Consider the following 16,970-nt stretch of genomic DNA (forward strand, 5'->3'; position numbering starts at 1 on the left):
CTCAGGCCACAGAAATACAAGAAATATCAACTCTCAAATGACTAATCCCGAATTGTTAACATTTCAGCGATAACCCCTCGTTAAGATGACCGGAATTTTCTAATATCTCACTTCCTCCAGGATCGTCATGCGTTCGCGTTATTGCCTGCAGCTGGGCTTGCTACTGGCAGCCATTCAGTCTTGCTACGCCCAAGGGGTTACCACGTCAGTGGTTCCACACGCCACCAGCGGCCCCCAAGTTCATATCGATGCAGCAGGGCGTGCGCATGTCACGCCCAATGCCTCAGAAAATGGGGTGTCTTACAACGGCTTTCAGCAGTTCGATGTGGGCAAGCCCGGTTTGTCGTTTCAAAATGAGCAAGCCAATGCCCGCACGATTGTGGCAGAGGTATTCTCGGCCGCGCCGTCGCGCATTCAGGGCGATATGGATGTGGTGGGCCCCCGCGCCAACCTGATCCTGGCCAACCAGAACGGCATCTCGGTCAACGGCGCCAACTTCTCCAACTTTGGCAGTGTGGCGCTCACTACTGGCGCCTTGAGCCTGCGCGACCAGCAGCAAAGCGAAGGCCAGGTGCAGCGCTATGTGGATGTGAGCACTAACCAAGGGTGCATCCATATTGGTGATGAGGGCATGGCCGGCAACCTGATCCGGCTGGAGCTCATCGCCAAAAGCATCCAGGTCGATGGCCCGCTGACCAATGAATTCACGTCGTCGAGCGCCCATATCCGCTTGGTGGCAGGTGAATCCACAGCCAGCTTTGATACGGCTGCGTCGCCTGTCGATAATCTGACACCCTGGGTGTACTACAAGCCCGGCCAGGCCCAGAGCAACGAGGTCGCCATTAAGGTCGGTGCCGGCTCCAAGGTCACGGCGGGCCAGATCCAAATCCTGGTGACGGATAAAGGGGCGGGCGTACGCAATGAGGGCGAAATGGTCGCCTCAGCGGGTGGATTTACCTTGTCATCCACCGGCGATGTGGTGCAAATGGGTGGTCAGATCAGCGCGCAGGGTTCCGTCCAGATCCACGCCGCCAATATCCACCTGCAAGGCTCCGCCGAGCGCCAAAGCCTGGTGTCGGCCGGATTGCAAACCCGGCTGGAGGCAGAGCAATCCATTCGCAATATCGATGGCGAGATTGTTGGCACCCAGCGCATCTCGGACGATACCCCCTATGCCGTTTATCTGAAGGCGGGCGACGCCATCGAAAACCGCAGCCCCATCGGCGCCGAAAAAACCACGGTCATTTTTGGCAAGGGCGATTCGGTCAAGCTCGACGCTGGTGCAGGCGGCATTAGCTCCACCAATGCGCGCATCATCAGCAACCTGAATCTGGATCTGGTCAGCACCGGAGCCATCTCCAACCAAAGCGCTCATATCGCGGGCGAGGCATCGCAATGGGAATCCTCCGGTGGGCTGAGCCGCCGCACCAGCTACAGCGCCGACCAGGGGCGTCTGGCCGATGAGAACCACCAGGGCTACTGGGTGGCGCAGGGCGATCTCAGCGTACAGGCCCAGTCGTTCAGCAATACCGGCGGCTTTGTGTTCTCCAATGCGGGCAGCGTCAAGATCAAGTCCGAGACCGACATCCACAACGAGGCGCTGAGTGTGGGCGGCTACGACTACAGCCGGCGCTGCTTCCTCTTCATCTGCAAAACGCGGGCCAGCAGCACCGAAAAACTGGTGGGCGGCCAGATCATGGCGGCCACGGGGCTGACCATGGAGGCCGGTGGCACCGTGCTCAACCATGGCGGCCTGGTGTATGCCGGCCAGGGCATGCAGGTGGTGGCGCCCACCATCATTGCACGCGCCAAGCCCGTGCACACCGTCATCCTGCGTGACCGGGGCCTCAAGGCGCTGTTTGGCGATACCTGGGCGCAGATCTATGCGACCGACCAGGGCGGCAGCTTTACCGCCCAGCAAGGGCGGCTGCTGCTGCAAGGCGCAGCCCGCCAGGATGGCGGCAGCTTTGTGGCCCAGGAAGGCATTGACGGCGAGATTGAAGTGCTGCGCAAGCCGCACCGCGACCCGGTCCGCATCGAAGACCACCTCGGCATCTTCTGGTGGTGATGATGCGCAACAACCTTCCTATGCCTGCGCTGGGCAAGCATGCGCTGCTGGGTACCTTGCTCGGCCTGGCCTGCCTGTCGGCAGCGGCGCAGAACAACCCCGTGCGCGACCCCAATGACCAGCTGCTGCGCGAGCAGCAGGAAAAGCTGCGCCAAGAGCTGCTGGAGCAGAACTCTGCTGGCAAGATCCAGCAGGACAGCCAGCCCGCAGCCCCCGCCGCTGACGACAACGCCTTCCCTGCCGATATCCAGGCCACGGGGCCCAGCTTCGACATCCAGCACATCCAGGCAACAGGCGACAGCAACTTGCTGAGCGCACGCGCCTTTGACCGCATCACCCAGCCCTTTGTGAACCATGCGCTGGCCGTCGAGCACATCAATGTGCTGCTGGACCGCATCAACAAGGCGCTGATCCAGGCGGGCTACACCACCTCCCGCGCCTATGTGGGTGGCCAGAACCTCAAGGAGGGCGTGCTGTCCATCACCATCGTGGCGGGGCGCATCGAGGCCATCGTCTTCAACGGCGCGCCAGCCTCCGGGGTCGGTGCCTGGCTGGCCATGCCCATGCAACAGGGCGATATCCTGCGCCTGCGCGACATCGAGCAGGCCGTTGACCAGTTCAACCGTCTGCGCCGCAACAACGTGCAGGTGCTCATCAAGCCGGGCCAAACCAACGGTGGCTCCATCGTCGAGTTCGTCAACAAAGAGGGCCCCGTTGCCCGCTACAACCTGGGTATCGACAACCAGGGCTCCAGCAACACGGGCCGCGCGCGCATCCAGGCCGGTGTGGACCTGGGCAATGTGCTGGGCCTGATGGAGTCCATCACCCTGGGCCTCACCTCCAGCAAAGAGACCAATGCGATCTATGGCCTGGTGTCGGTCCCTTGGGGCTACAACACCATCTCGGCCGTCGCCTCGATCTCGGAGTACCAGAACCTCATTGGCGATACCGCGCTGGTGTATGGCCGCTCCAAGAACTTTTCGCTGTCGCTCAACCGCCTGCTGGCGCGCGACCAGAACAGCAAAACGGCCCTCGACATCTCGCTGTCCAAACGCGAGTCAACGCGCGAGGTGAACAACTTTGCGCTGACCCCGCAAGCGCAGACCAGTTTGCGCGTGGGCGTCAACCGCCTGACCCGTTTTGACACTGCGCTGGGCGCCGGGCAGTGGACAGTCGATGTGGGCCTCTCGCGGGGCCTGCCCATTTTGGGTGCGGACAAGGACCCGGATGACCTGCCCAAGGAGGCCGCGCGCTACCAGTTCACCAAGCTGGACGCTGCGGTATCGCTGGACCGGCCCGTGGCCGAGCGCCTGGTCTACCGCAGCCGGGTGAGCGCGCTGTGGAGCCACCAGCCGCTGTACTCGTCCGAGCAGCTTTTTGCCGGTGGCGTCTCCAGCGTGCGCGCCTACCCCGAGTCTTTCCTGGGTGGCGACCAGGGCCTGGTCTGGCGCAATGAGCTGGCGCTGGCCAAGACCCAGCCGCTGTGGGGCAGCGCCCGCTACGAGCCCTATGTGTTTGCCGATGCCGCCATCTTGCGCACCGTCTCGGACAAGCGCTCCAGATGCATTGCGGGCCTGGGTGCGGGTGCGCGCATTGCCTACCAGGGCGCTTTTGCCGACCTGCAGCTGGGGCGGGCCTTGCGCTCCCCCGATGGCTATGAAAAACAAGGCTGGCGTGTGAACGCCAGCCTGACCTACCAGTTTTAACGTTGGTGCCTGAGGGCACGCAGCGACAGATGTGAACGAAGGCGCAGTGGCTGTGCCGCAGCGCCTTTGGCGACAGGAGTGTGGTGATGAGTGAGAGAAACAAGAACGAGCAGCAAAAGCCCCAGGCCACCCGGGTCTTCAGCGACCGGGGCAAGAAGCGCATTGCTGCCACGGTGATGTGGGCCCATGTGCTGACGCAAGCCAGCCTGGGCGTGCTCCCGCCCGCGTATGCGCAAACACCACCGCTGCCCCCCGCGCCCGCCCTCCCCGCGATGGCGCCAATTGCAGACCCGCGCGCGCCGATGGCATTCCAGCCCGGTGTCGAATCGCTCTCCAGCGGGGCATCGCTCATCAACATCACCACGCCCAATGCGGCGGGTCTGTCACTCAACCAGTACCAGCGTTTTGATGTACCAGAGGCCGGTGTGGTGCTCAACAACAGCCAGATTGGTGGCAGGCCCTTGCTGGGTGGCACGGCAGGGGCCAACCCGAACTTGGCGGGCGGCACGGCCAACACCATCGTCAACGAGGTCACGGTCCAGGGCAGCCCCAGCCAGATCAACGGCACCGTCGAAGTGTTCGGCAACCCCGCCGCAGTGATCATTGCCAACCCCAGCGGCATCAGCTGCAATGGCTGCGGGGTCGTCAATACCCCGCGCCTGTCCTTCAGCACCGGCAGCATCACCTTGCAGGATGTGAATGGCGCCTCCAGCAACTTTGATCTGGCATCGGGCATTGGCTACAACGTCCAGGGCGGGCAAATCAGCATCGATGGCCGGGGTGTCGAAGGCACGGTCGGCCAGATCGATCTGGTGGGCGAGCTGCTGCGCATCAACGGGCCTTTGCGTGCGCACTATCTCAACCCGGGCATCTCCAGCATCAACCTGACGGCGGGCAAATCGCCCAACGCCGCCACGCAGACGGCCGATGCCAATGCATTGATCGCCGGCACCGCTGCCGTGCCAGGCACCACCGTGGCCATTGATGCCAGCGCACTGGGCGCGATGACGGCTGGCCGCATCACCGTGGTCTCCACCGATGCCGGCATGGGCGTGAACCTGCGCGGCCCGCTGTTGGCCTACCAGGAAGATGTCGACATCCGCAGTGCCGGCCGGGTCAACACCGGCGATGTGGCGGCCTCGCGCAACATCCGCATCAATGCCGATGGCTTCGTGGTGGCAGGCGGCAATGTGGCTGCCAATGAGCAGCTCCAAGTCAGCGGCAACGACGGCGTGTTGCTGACCGGGCCAGCCCGGGGCAACCAGCAGATTGCGCTGAGCAGCAGCCAGGGCAGCGTCAGCACCCAAGGCCCGCTGGTCACCGCCGGCGATCTGAACGTGCAGGCCGCGCAGGCGGTGCGCCTGGAGTCTCGGACCGGGGCCAGCCAGATTGTGGGCAACACCCAACTGCGCGGTAATACCGTCAGCGTGGCGGGCGCCTTCCAGGGCGGCGGCGATGTCAGCATCCAGGCACGCGATGGCGCGTCCATCGCTGGCGACGCCACCATTGGCGGCAACCTGCAGATGCAGACCGGTGGCGATGCTGCGCTGTTTGGCCGTGTGCAGGTCAACCGCGATGCGCAGGTCACAGCCTCCAATGTGCGCAGCTCTGGCGAACTCACCGTGGGCCAGAACCTGCAGCTGTCCGGCGCCCAAAGCGTGGATCTGCAAGGCAACACCACCGTGGGCCAGCGCCTGCAGGTCGATGGCGGCGAAGTCACCCTGGGTGGCGATATCGATGCCGGCCAGACAGATGTCACCGCCCAACAACTGAACCTGGGTGGCTCGGACGGCAACCTCAATGCGCGCGGCGACTTGAACCTGAATGTCAGCCAGTCCTTCCACAACACCGGCCAGGTCAATGTCTCGGGCAGCTTTGGCCTCAACACCGGGGGCGATGCGCGCTTTGATGGCGCGGTCACCACGGGCTCGGGCTTTGGCGTCAACGCAGGTGGCGACATCGCCATCAACAACACCGTCAACAGTGGCGGCAGCATCAACCTGAATGCGGGAAACAACCTGCAGGTGGGCGATACCTTGACTGCCGGTGGCGGCATCAACGGCTCGGCTGGCGGCAACATTGCGCTGAACGGTCAGGCCAACTCGGCCGGCTCGCAAAACTGGCGCGCGCAGGGCGATTTCAGCGCCACGCAAGGGCTGCAAGGCAACAACGTCAGTATCCAGGGCCACAACGTCAACGTGGCAGGCCCGGTGCTGGGCCAAGGCGCCGTCAACATTGCCGCGACTGACCAGTTGCAACTGGGCAGCGAGGTGCGTGCCAACGGCAATGTGGCGCTCTCCAGCAGCCAAGGCAGCATCAGGGCGCAAGATGTGTTCTCCAACGGCTCGGTCAGCCTGCAAAGCCAGACCCATACCGAGGTGCAGAACGTGCAGGCCGGTGGCGATATCGCCATCACCGCCACGGCCGGCCCCGTCACGGCGGAGGCCCTGTTGGCAGGGCGCGATCTGTCGGTCAACGCCCAAGACCGCATTCGCGTCGCGGGCGAACTGGGCGCGGGCCGGAACGCGGCCGTGACCTCCAGCCAGGCAGATGTGCAACTGGCCAATGCCTCTGCGGGTGGCAACCTCAGCCTTCACGCAGCGCAGTCGCTGCAAGTGGCCGGTGGCGCCAGTGCCGGCGGCAACGCCACGCTGACCTCGCAGAACGCCGGTGTCAGCGCCCAGTCGCTGCTCGCCAACGGCGATATCAACACCCAGGCCGCAGGCGACATCGCCATTGCCGGTGAGGTGGCATCGGGCGGACATGCCCGCTTGGCCAGCACCGGCGGCAAGGTCGATGTAGGCGGCGCCGTGTATGGCGCGCAAGGCGCCACCGTGCAAGGCAGCAGCGTCACCTTGGGCCAGGGTTTGCAATCTGGCGGAGCGGCCACCATCACGGCCAGCACGGGTGACATCACCAGCGGTGCAGGCATTGCCTCCGTCGGCGATCTCAGCCTCCAATCGGCAGGCGCGACCCAGGTGGCGGGCTCCGTGCAATCTGCCGGCCAGGTGGCCTTGCAAAGCGGTGGCGACACCCGCATCAACGGCGACCTGATTGCCGAGCAAGGCCTGCAAGCCCAAGTAGGACGCAATGGGGGTGGCAGCCTGGTGGCCAACACCGTGGCATCGGGTGGCAATGCCAGCCTGGCTGCGGGCAGCATTGATGTGCAAGATGTGCAGGTCACCGGCGCAGCCCAGCTGCAAGCCCAGCAAGACATTCGCATTGCCCAGAACCTGATGGCCAGCGCCATTACCACCGAATCGGTGGCGGGCAACACGACCGTGGGCGGCCAGGTGGGCACGGCTGGCGCATTGGACATGCGCGCAGGCGGCAACATCGCCGCTGGCCAAGTGGTGGCGGGCGTGGCGGGCGGCGCAGCCACATCCATCCAGGCGGATGGCACCGTGCAACTGGCCAGCCTGCAAACGGGCGGCGACTATGTGGGCCGTGCAGGCCAGGACCATGCGGTCAGCGGCGAGATAGCCGTGCAAGGCCATGCCGATGTGCAGGCGGGCGGCAACATCTTGGCCGGGTCGCTGGCAGCAGGCGCGGGCCTGCAGGCGCAAGCCGGTGGCGATATCGTGGTGGATGGCGATGCACTGGTCATCGGCAGCGCCCAACTGCAAAGCGCAGGCGCGCAGCGCGTGGCGGGCAACCTGCAGGTCACCGACCAGCTCGTGGCCGATGCGCAAGGCGGCCTGCAGGTGGGCGGCGATCTGGTGGCCAACAACGGCCTGCAGGTCAGCAGCTCGGCAGGCGCGCTGCAAGTGGGTGGCATGCTGGGCACCCAGGGCCATGCCTTGGTCGATGCGCAGCAAGGCATTCAGGTGGCAGGCAATGTGCTGGCCCAATCGGTGGATGTGCGCAGCAGCGCCGGCGCCATTGCGCTGGGCGGCCAGCTCGCCACCCAGGGTGATGCAACGCTGCAGGCGCAGCAAGACATCGCCATTGCCGGGCCTGTGGCCATCATGGGCAACCTGCAGGCCAGCAGCACCGCAGGCAGCATCAGCTTTGAGGACCAGCTGCAGGTGGCGGGCGATTTCAGCGGCCATGCGCACAAGGATCTGAACTTTCTGGGCGACAGCCTGCTGCTCGGCCAGGTCGATCTGAAGGCCGATACCGGCCGCATCCTGAACCAGGGCAACATGACCTTTGGCCAGGCGGTGAACATCGACACCAGCGGTGATCTGGTCAACGAAGGCACGCTGCAATCGCAGGGCGACATCAGCATCCGCGCCCGCAATATCGACAGCAACCTGGCCAGCCAGGGCGGCATCGCCACCGCTGGCACCTTGGATCTGCAGGCCTCGGGCGGCACGCGCCTGGGCCAGAGCGGCACCTTGAGCGCTGCGCAGGACATCCGCCTGCAATCGGCATCGGGCACGCAATCGGCGGGCACCATCCAGGCCGGGCAAGACCTGCACTACGCAGGCGGCACCCTGTCGAACAGCGGCACCGTGGTGGCGCAGAACGCGGACATCGATGCGGGTCTCGCCAACCAGGGCAAGGTCTACATCCAAAACCAGCTGGGCGTGACCGGCAGCAGCAGCAACAGCGGCGAGATTGCCGCCAACACGCTGACCATGGCCGCTCTGGACAACAGCGGCAAGGTCGGTGCGCAAAGCGCGTCGCTGGGCAGCACCAGCAATGCTGGCGAAATCACCGCCACTACCATCGACATCAGCGGCGGTCTGAGCAATACCGGCGCTGTCAGCGCAGGCGACAGCCTCACGGTGGGCGGCGGCAATACCAGCAACGATGGCAGCATCACCGGCGGCACGGTGTCCATCTCGGGCGGCAGCATCAGCAATGGCGGCCAGATCCAGTCATCGGGTGCCATGCAAATTGCCGGTGGCTCGTTTGAGAACCGCCTGCAAGAGACCAAGAGCTGCGCGCTGCCCGGTGGCTGCAGCACCCCTGATAGCTATGAGTACAGCCAGAAGCCTGGCACGGTGTCTGCCGGCACCACGCTCAGCATCAACACCAGCACTGCCCACAACCAGGGTGTCATCCATGCAGGCTCTGACATCACCATCAACAGTGCGCTGAACAACGAACGCAGCACCAACGACCCCTATACCTCGGGCGGTGCCAGCGGCGCAGCCGTCTCGGGCATCATCTCTGCGGGCGGTAACCTGACAGTGACTGGCGCATCGCTGCAAAACAGCGGTCAGCTGCAAGCGGCCGATGCGGTGCAGATCACCACCGCCGGCGCCTTTGCCAATACCGCGCCCAGCGCGGACGTGGCAGGCCAGGTGCTGGGCCAAAGCGTGCAGATCACCGCTGGCTCGGTCAGCAACGACGGCATGGTGCTGGCCCAGGCCGGCAATGCCCAGATCACTGCCACCAGCGGCGCCATTGCCAACCAGGGCAGCATCGTCGCCAGTGGCGATCTGGCCTTGACCGCAACGGGCGCCGTCTCCAACGGCAAGGACGGCAAACTGCTGGCCGAGAACATCGCCATCAAGGGCAATTCGTTCAGCAACGCTGGCATTGTCTACGGCCAAAACGCCCCGCCCAGCACCATCAGCATCGAGACCACCGGGGCCTTCAGCAATGCCGCCACCGGTGTGGTGATTGCCGGAGAAACCCTCGACATCCAGGCCGGCGGCTACAGCAACGCTGGCGGCACCGTGGGCAGCTTGCAAGATGCCAGCCTCACGATGGCCGGCACCTACACCCCCGCCGGCAATGCGCTGGTGGCCCTGGGCAGCTTGGATCTGAACGTGGGCGGTATCTCCGTGGGCGCTGGCGAGAGCTGGAACGTGGCCAGCCAGGATGTGCGCTGGACCGGCACCCTGCACAACCAAGGCACGGTGGCCATCGCCGGCAATGCCGATGGAACCATCCGCAACGAAGCCACCGGCACGCGCGACCGCGCTGGTGCGCCAGACATCAGCCAGGGCGCCTATGCGGTGGATGCACCACCAGCGGGCCTGACGGGTGCGCAGGTCATCAGCTACACCGATGTGGCCAACCGCGCGCAGCTCTACATTGGCGGCACCTTTACCGGCCATCTGGACAACATCGCCTCCGATGCGCAGGTGAGCGGTGCCTTCTCCCTCAACCAGCAAGACATCGACCAGACCGTGGTGTGGGAGGGCAAGGACGCCAATGGCGATACCGTGCAGATGACGGGCACCTCTGTCTCCAAACCCCGCCTGGATACCAGCGCCGGCGCCACCGAGCTGACCCTGACCGGCCCGAACATCGGCACCATCGTGGGCGACAGCCTCATCATCAACGGCGGTGACATCACCATCAAGCCACCGATTGATCCGTCGACCGGTTTGCCGCTGATCACCGATGCGCAAAACACGCAGGTGAATGCAGGCAACGCCCAGGCGGGCGATGGCTCAGGCACGACCACGGGCGCGATCAAGCCCCTGGTCGTAGAGAACGCCCAGGCCATCAAGTACAGCGATGGCGAAGGCACGGACACCAGCGGTGCAGGCGCTGGCGCGGGCAACAACGCGGGCGCAGGCGATACCGGCTCTGCCGGCACGCCCGTGGCGGGCAATGGCGACGGCCCAGCGCCCACCACGCCAGAGCGCGGCCTGAACCTCAAGGACCCCATCTTCCAGACCCCAGAAGGCGCGGTTGCCGTGCTGATGGGCGCGGGCTTCAGCCCCCAATGGAGCGACTGGAGCCAGCTGCGCGTAGTGCCCGGCGGCCTCAGCGCCAATGACCTGCAGCTCAACCTGAGCGGCCAGTTCATCAACCACGGCCGGTTGGATGTGACCAACCAGCTGATCATCAATGCCGCGCAGGGTATCGACAACTTTGGTGCCAGCATCAGCGCAGGCGGCACCGCCAGCCTCAACGGTAAATACCTGAACAACGACAACGGCCTGATCCAGGCCGGCACCCTGGTCACCGACATCAAGGGCGACATCAGCAACAACCGGGGCCGCATCGTTGCCAGCAACGGCGGCTTCTTGAAGGCGGATGGCAATATCTCGGCGACCGAAGGCCAGTTCATCAGCGACGCCGGCAAGTTTGTGCTGGACGCCGGTGGCGATGTGGACCTGATCGCCAGCAAGGTGGTGGGCCAACAGGGCGTGGGCATCAATGCTGGCGGCAACGTCAACCTGGGCGTCAAGCAGACGACCCAGACCACCCATGCCGATAAAAACAGCCGTGAATACCAGGCTTGGAACAACAGCGCCACTGGCAGCGATACCTTTGTAGAAGGCATCGCCGTCATCGACAGCCGCCAGACCAGCACCAGCACCGCCACCACCAGCGTGGGCACCACCATTGACAGTGCGGACGGCAGCGTTGCCATTGCCGCAGGCGGCAAGCTTGCCATCACCGGTGGCAGCATCAATGCCGGCCAGGATGTGTTGCTGCGAGGCGCCGAGGTAAGCGTGCGCGCCGCGCGCGACACCACGGTGACCGAGCAGGCGCAAAGCCGCACTGTGGATGGCCGCGTGACGGACAGCCAGACCAGCACCACCCACAGCGAAAGCTACAGCGGTGGCACGGTGACGGCTGGCGGCAAGGTGGCGGTGATTGCCAATACTGCCGAAGGCGATACCAGCAAGGGCAGTGGCAATGTGCTGCTGGCGGGTAGCCGGATTGAAGGCAAGCAAGGTGTTGGCATCTCGGCCACGGGCAACGTGGCATTGCAAGCCCTGCAAGCGGAGAGCACCACCACCAGCAATGGCCAGCAAACCACGTACACCAGCACCCGTACCGAAGGACAAAGTGCTTCGGTAAAGAACTACGGTGCGGCCGTATCCAGCAGCGAAGGCGATGTACAGATCGGTGCCAAGGGCACTGTGGATGTGCTTGGCTCCAATGTCAGCGCGGGCAAAGACATCGTCATTCAAGGCGCCAGTGTCAACGTACAGGCTACGAAGGACAGCATCTATACCAACGACTACGAAAAGAGCGGCCGCAAAGAACACCGCCTGGCGCAAAGCAACGAAACCCTCAAGGGCGGTGAAATCACTGCGGATGGTGGCATCACGCTCATTGCCAACGGTACTCCCGTATCTAAGCCAACCAATCCCCGCAGTGGCACAGGCACCCCAGATGATCCCAAGGCGGTAAAACCTACGGAAATAAGCTCGGGCAAGGGCCCTGGCAACATCACGCTGCAAGGTGCCACCGTCACTGCCAAGGGCAATACAGCCCTCATTGCAAGCGGTGATGTCAACTTGCTAGACGTGCAAACCGAGCATGACCGCTACGAGGAAAGCTACAGCAAGAGCAGCGGCTTTTTAAGCAGCAAGCGCACCACCACCGTTGACACGGGCCACGCCAGCCTCAGCGAGGGCACCGTTGTCAGCGGTGACAAAGTTTATGTGCAGGCCGGGCAAGATATCAACCTGCGCGGCTCACACGTGGTGGGGCAGGAATCGGCCACACTGGTTGCAGAGGGCAACGTCAGCATCCTGGCCGGGCAAGATGTAGCCAGTGCCGAAAGCTTCAAGGAAACCAAGAAGAGCGGCATCTTTGGCAGTGGGGGCCTGGGCTTTACCATTGGCAGCAGCACCACATCTACCACACACACCAACGACAGCACGCGCGCTGCAGCATCCAGCGTACAGGCCCAGGGAGGCAAAGAAGGCGAGAACAAAAAGGGCGACGTCACCATCGTGGCGGGCGGCCACTACCAGCAAACCGGCTCGGCAGTGCTGGCTGCGGGCGACATCAACGTCGTTGGCAAAACAGTCTCGATCGATGAAGCGCGCGAAATCGAAAAAGAAAAGTTCGAAATGCGCGCCAAGCAAAGTGGGCTGACAGTAAGCATAAGCAGCCCCATCATCAGCGCCGTGCAGACTGCACAAAGCTTGGGTAACGCCATTGGCAAAACGAGCGATGGGCGCACCCAGGCGCTGGGCCTGGCCGCCGGAGGCTTGTATGCCTACAACAACGCAGGCAGCGTGCAGCAGGATGCCACGCAACTCATGAACGGAGAAATGCCGACCAACATCGGCATCAACGTCAGCCTGGGTACTAGCCAAAGCCGTTCCACCAGCACCTACCAGCAAAACACCGGTGCAGGCTCGGCCGTGCATGCCGATGGCAATGTCCACATCACGGCCACCGAAGGCGACCTCAAGGTGCGCGGCAGTGCTATTGATGCGGGCAAAGACATCAGCCTGAAGGCCGACAAGGGCAACATCGTCCTGGAAGCCTCTCAAAATGCCTACACCACTGAAAGCGGCCACAGCAGCAGCTCGGCCAGCATCGGCGTAGGTTTCAATGTTGGCTCCAGTGGAGTGGGCTTTAACGTCAACGCTGGCTACAACCAGGGTAGTGGCCAAGGCAGCGGCTCTGGCGTCAGCTACAACAACACCACCGTCAAAGCAGGTGGCAATGTCAGCTTGCAAAGCGCGGGAGATACCACCTTGCGCGGGGCAACGGTGGCGGGCAACAGCGTCAAGGCCGATGTGGGCGGTAACCTCACCATCGAAAGCCTGCAAAACAAGGACAACTACAATGAACACAGCAGCAATAGCGGCTTTGGAGTGGTCATCCCCATTGGTGCGGGCATGCCAGGGCTCACAGTCAGCCATGGCAACACCAATATCGACAGCAACTACCAAAGCACGGGCACCCAAAGCGGCATACGAGCCGGTGACGGAGGCTTCCAAGTCAACGTAGCTGGAGACACCACCTTAAAGGGCGGCGCCATCACCAGCACGCAAAAGGCGGTGGATGAGGGCAAGAATAGCTTCCACACGGGTGGTCAGCTGGTAATGAGCGACCTGCAGAACCAGGCCGAATACAACGCTAGCGGCTCGCAAATAACGCTGGGTGTGGGAGGAAGCCTGGGCAGCAGCAGTGCAGGCGTGGGTCGCGACAATGGCAGTGCCAGCAGCACAACGCAGGCTGGTATCTCGGGCATTGCTGGCAACACCAGTACGAGAACGGGAGACAAGGAAACAGGCCTCAAGCCAATCTTTGACAAAGACAGGGTCAGCGATAACGTCAATGCGGGTATTACTGTTACTACAGTTCTAGGCAAGGAGGGTAGTACAACCATAGGCCACTACGCCGACAAAAAAGAAGGCGAACTTCGTCAGCAAGCTGATCTAGCAGCAGATCCGGCGGAAAAAGCGCGCCTGAACCAGGAGGCTGACCAATGGGCCGAAGGCGGAGTCTATCGGACGGCCTTGCACACCGCGTTGGGGGGTATTACTGGTGGGGCAAGTGGGGCAGCGGGCGCAGCTAGTAGTGCTACGGTTATACCAATCATTGGAGAGCAGGTCGCTAATCTGAATTTGCCTAAGCCTGTGGCTGATGCCATTGTTCAAGGCGTTGCAGTGGCTGTAGGAGCAACAGCGGGTGGCACTGAAGGAGTCATCACCTCGGTAAATGGAACAGTCAATAACTACTTGAGTAAAAGCCCGTACAGAAATGTTCGTAGCTTAGTGAACAAAGCAAATGCACGATTGGTGGACGAGTGTGGCGCAACCTGCACAGAGGCGCAATATCGTGCCATCGATCAGCAAATTGCAAAACTGGATACTGCGTCAACTTTGGTTGAGATAGCGAACCATAGTCAGTTAACTACCGACCAAGCCATGACGCTTGCAGATACGTTATCCGTATTGTTACCGGTCTATGGAACACCTATTGCACTTTATCAGGCCCTTACTGGCCAAAGTGCTGTGACAAGTGAAGACCTTAGTACCGTACAACGTTTCTTAAACGGCGTTATTGCTCTTTTACCAGCGGCCACAAGTACCTATCGAGCCGTGAAGGCGATGGGAGAAAGAGTTGATGTTGCTATCGTAGAGGGGGCGGGCGGAGCACTTAATCCTGCAAAGACAGTTCCCTATAGGCCAAACGGATCAGTGGTTTTGCAGGGAAATGCACCAGTTTGCGGCCCAGCATGCGCGACGATGGTCATAACTGATGAGACCGGAGTTGCTGTTAGTCTAGAAAATACCATTGGAAGCTTTCAGAATGGTATAAGGCCGACAGGGGTTAACGCTGTTGAGCTATCCAATGTGATTTCTGCTGCTGGTGTTAAAAATACTGTTGAGACTGCATTATTTCCCAATCAATTGAATCAGGCGCTTAGTAATGGAAATACGGTCATTGTTAATGTTAATAATCATTTTATTATTGTTGATGGGGTGCAAGTGGTCGAAGGGGCAGCGTACTATTTGACTCGCGATCCGTCCGCAGGGCCCCGCGGCGTACTTTCAACTATTTTGAATAATGCTATGTCATTCGGTGCTAACGCAGTAATTGTGGGGAAATGAGATGGAAGATGTAAAAAAATACTTGAATAGAACTGAAATAATCGGTGAAAAGGTGGATTTGACTGGTTATTTAGTCGATGCTAATGAGGGACTGTTTCTCTTGGGTGATCATTATCCTGAAGATTATGACTACAAATATAGGATAAAAATATCAAATCAAAATATAATATATTCTATATTGAGTTGTGTTCCTGCTTTGGGAGGCGGTAAATCCTCATTGTTTTACAAGGCCAGGGTTGTGGGGTTTTCTGAGGCTAAGGGCAAAGTGTGTGCAGTCGAACTATATGTGGAGAAAATCAATGGACCAGGTTTAATGGAGATTGATATAAGGAACGAAGTGGTATCTGAGTATGTAAAAAAATATGGAAATTATGAATATTGCAGATTAAGAGATCCGTTGGGTGATTGGTTGAATGATTTTTCTTAAGTGGACTTCTAAGTGAAAGATGGTTCATATTATTTGCGGAGATGGAAGGGGGGATGCGAGAATGATAGTCAATAATAGTTCGTCGGAAAATAGTCCGACAAACGCTTGCCGGTTGCAATAACGTTGAGATCAGTGCGGTTGAGAAAATTCAAAAAGACTTAGGTGCCGAGCTTAAGCTACGCATAGCCATTGTGGATATAGATGAATTTGAAATTAACGTCATGCGTCTTGCCTTGAGAGGGAGCGATGATTGGGTTGTGAAAATGCGAAGTCAAATTCCACATCTGAAATTCTCAAAAAGAGAACACTTCAATTGCGGATTTGTCACGTCCTTCAACCATTCTTCTAAGGCTGAATCTTTTGCTATCCCTCGTGAAGATAGTGGGTTGCCAGTGAGTGGCTATCCACCTGCAATAAATGCAAGGCGTCGATATCCCGAGGACGGGTTGGTCAGCTTTCTAGTCTGGCTGGGAGAAGATGGGGTGATTGATAGACTGGAAGCCGTTTCATTAACGGATGACAAGTGGCCAGAAAATATATTTGATGGGTTTTATGATTTCCAAGATGATTCTGAATGCATCGTTCAGGTCATTGCCGACGAAAAATGAAATAATTGCTTATTCAAATAGATCTATTTTCAATTAATTACCCTCTAAGTTTTAGTAGCTAAAGTTTGGGCATAAGTTGTTCAACCATGTCTCAGCGTTGAAGTTGCTTAGAGCGGCTTTGTAGATAATTATTTTAAATAACGAATTTATCCGCCCTATTGATAGATATTTTAAATTAATTATTTAAAAATTAAAGCTTCACTCAATACATGGATTTTAGGAAATGATCAAAGCAAACAAGTCTTTTATTGGCGCCATCGCCAGCGCCGCCCTACTGGCAGGCTGTGCCACAACCACCAACACGCCCCCTGGAGCCGTCAAGGTCGACTACTCCAGTGCGTTCATCAATGGCGCCAAGCTCAAGGAAGTGCCGACCGAGGTGCAGATCGTGAAGCGAGAGGACACGGGCAATGCGGTGGCCGCGCAGGTGGGGCTGAATGTGCTGATGCTTGCCTTGGGCGGCGGCGTGGCCGCCAGTGGCTTTAGCAAGGATGACCTCAAAGGTGCGCCCATTGAGGATGTAGCGGACCGGCGCTATTTGCAAAACCCAGTCCCCACCGGTTTTGTTCAATCGCTGCAAGCGGCTGTGGATGCGCGTATGGCGCAAGACAAGCTGGCCCAGGCGCAGAGCTTTCGTTACCCGTTGGTGGTGGGTGGCGGCTCCGCGCAGCTGGTGTACGACAGCTTGACGGGCGCTGAAGTCCCGAACTACCAGCTCTTGCTGAGCCTCGATGTGTATAAGCGCCGCGAGTCCAATTGGGTGCTGCCTCCAAAGCTGGTGGCCTGCAGCGGCCGCTCCGAGCCCGCGCAACCTTTGGCCTATTGGGCCGAAGACTCTTACCGCAACGTGCAGCAAGAGCTGAACCGCATGCTGGCCGACTGCCAAGCCAAGGTGCTGGCGGATCTGCCCAACCTGTTAGAGCAGTAAACCCC

The 16,970-nt window shown here is 60.5% G+C and carries 6 protein-coding genes; all 6 read left to right on the top strand.

What is annotated here, in order from left to right:
• The first annotated feature begins 127 nt into the window (after positions 1-127).
• The 6 genes from ACPEE1_RS01040 (at position 128) to ACPEE1_RS01065 (ending at position 16,965) form a co-directional block, all read left to right on the top strand.
• Positions 128-2,068: a filamentous hemagglutinin N-terminal domain-containing protein gene (locus ACPEE1_RS01040; RefSeq protein WP_423934984.1), complete on the top strand. Its 1,941-nt coding sequence runs from the start codon at positions 128-130 to the stop codon at positions 2,066-2,068.
• 2 nt (positions 2,069-2,070) lie between these two features.
• Positions 2,071-3,774: a ShlB/FhaC/HecB family hemolysin secretion/activation protein gene (locus tag ACPEE1_RS01045; protein WP_423934985.1), complete on the top strand. Its 1,704-nt coding sequence runs from the start codon at positions 2,071-2,073 to the stop codon at positions 3,772-3,774.
• An 86-nt stretch (positions 3,775-3,860) separates the two neighbouring features.
• The gene (locus tag ACPEE1_RS01050) at positions 3,861-15,002 is read left to right on the top strand and encodes a hemagglutinin repeat-containing protein (RefSeq protein WP_423934986.1); all 11,142 of its coding nucleotides are present in this window, start codon (positions 3,861-3,863) and stop codon (positions 15,000-15,002) included.
• A gap of 1 nt (position 15,003) precedes the next feature.
• Positions 15,004-15,429, top strand: coding sequence for a hypothetical protein (locus tag ACPEE1_RS01055; protein ID WP_423934987.1), 426 nt, complete (start codon positions 15,004-15,006; stop codon positions 15,427-15,429).
• Between the two features lie 191 nt (positions 15,430-15,620).
• Complete coding sequence (locus ACPEE1_RS01060; RefSeq protein WP_423934988.1) at positions 15,621-16,037, top strand: hypothetical protein; 417 nt, start codon at positions 15,621-15,623, stop codon at positions 16,035-16,037.
• Positions 16,038-16,260: 223 nt separating this feature from the next.
• Positions 16,261-16,965 (top strand): hypothetical protein, encoded by a 705-nt coding sequence (locus ACPEE1_RS01065; protein ID WP_423934989.1) that lies wholly within the window; start codon positions 16,261-16,263, stop codon positions 16,963-16,965.
• Positions 16,966-16,970 lie beyond the last annotated feature (5 nt).

This window comes from Comamonas sp. 23 (assembly GCF_049601575.1).
Taxonomy (GTDB): domain Bacteria; phylum Pseudomonadota; class Gammaproteobacteria; order Burkholderiales; family Burkholderiaceae_C; genus Comamonas; species Comamonas squillarum.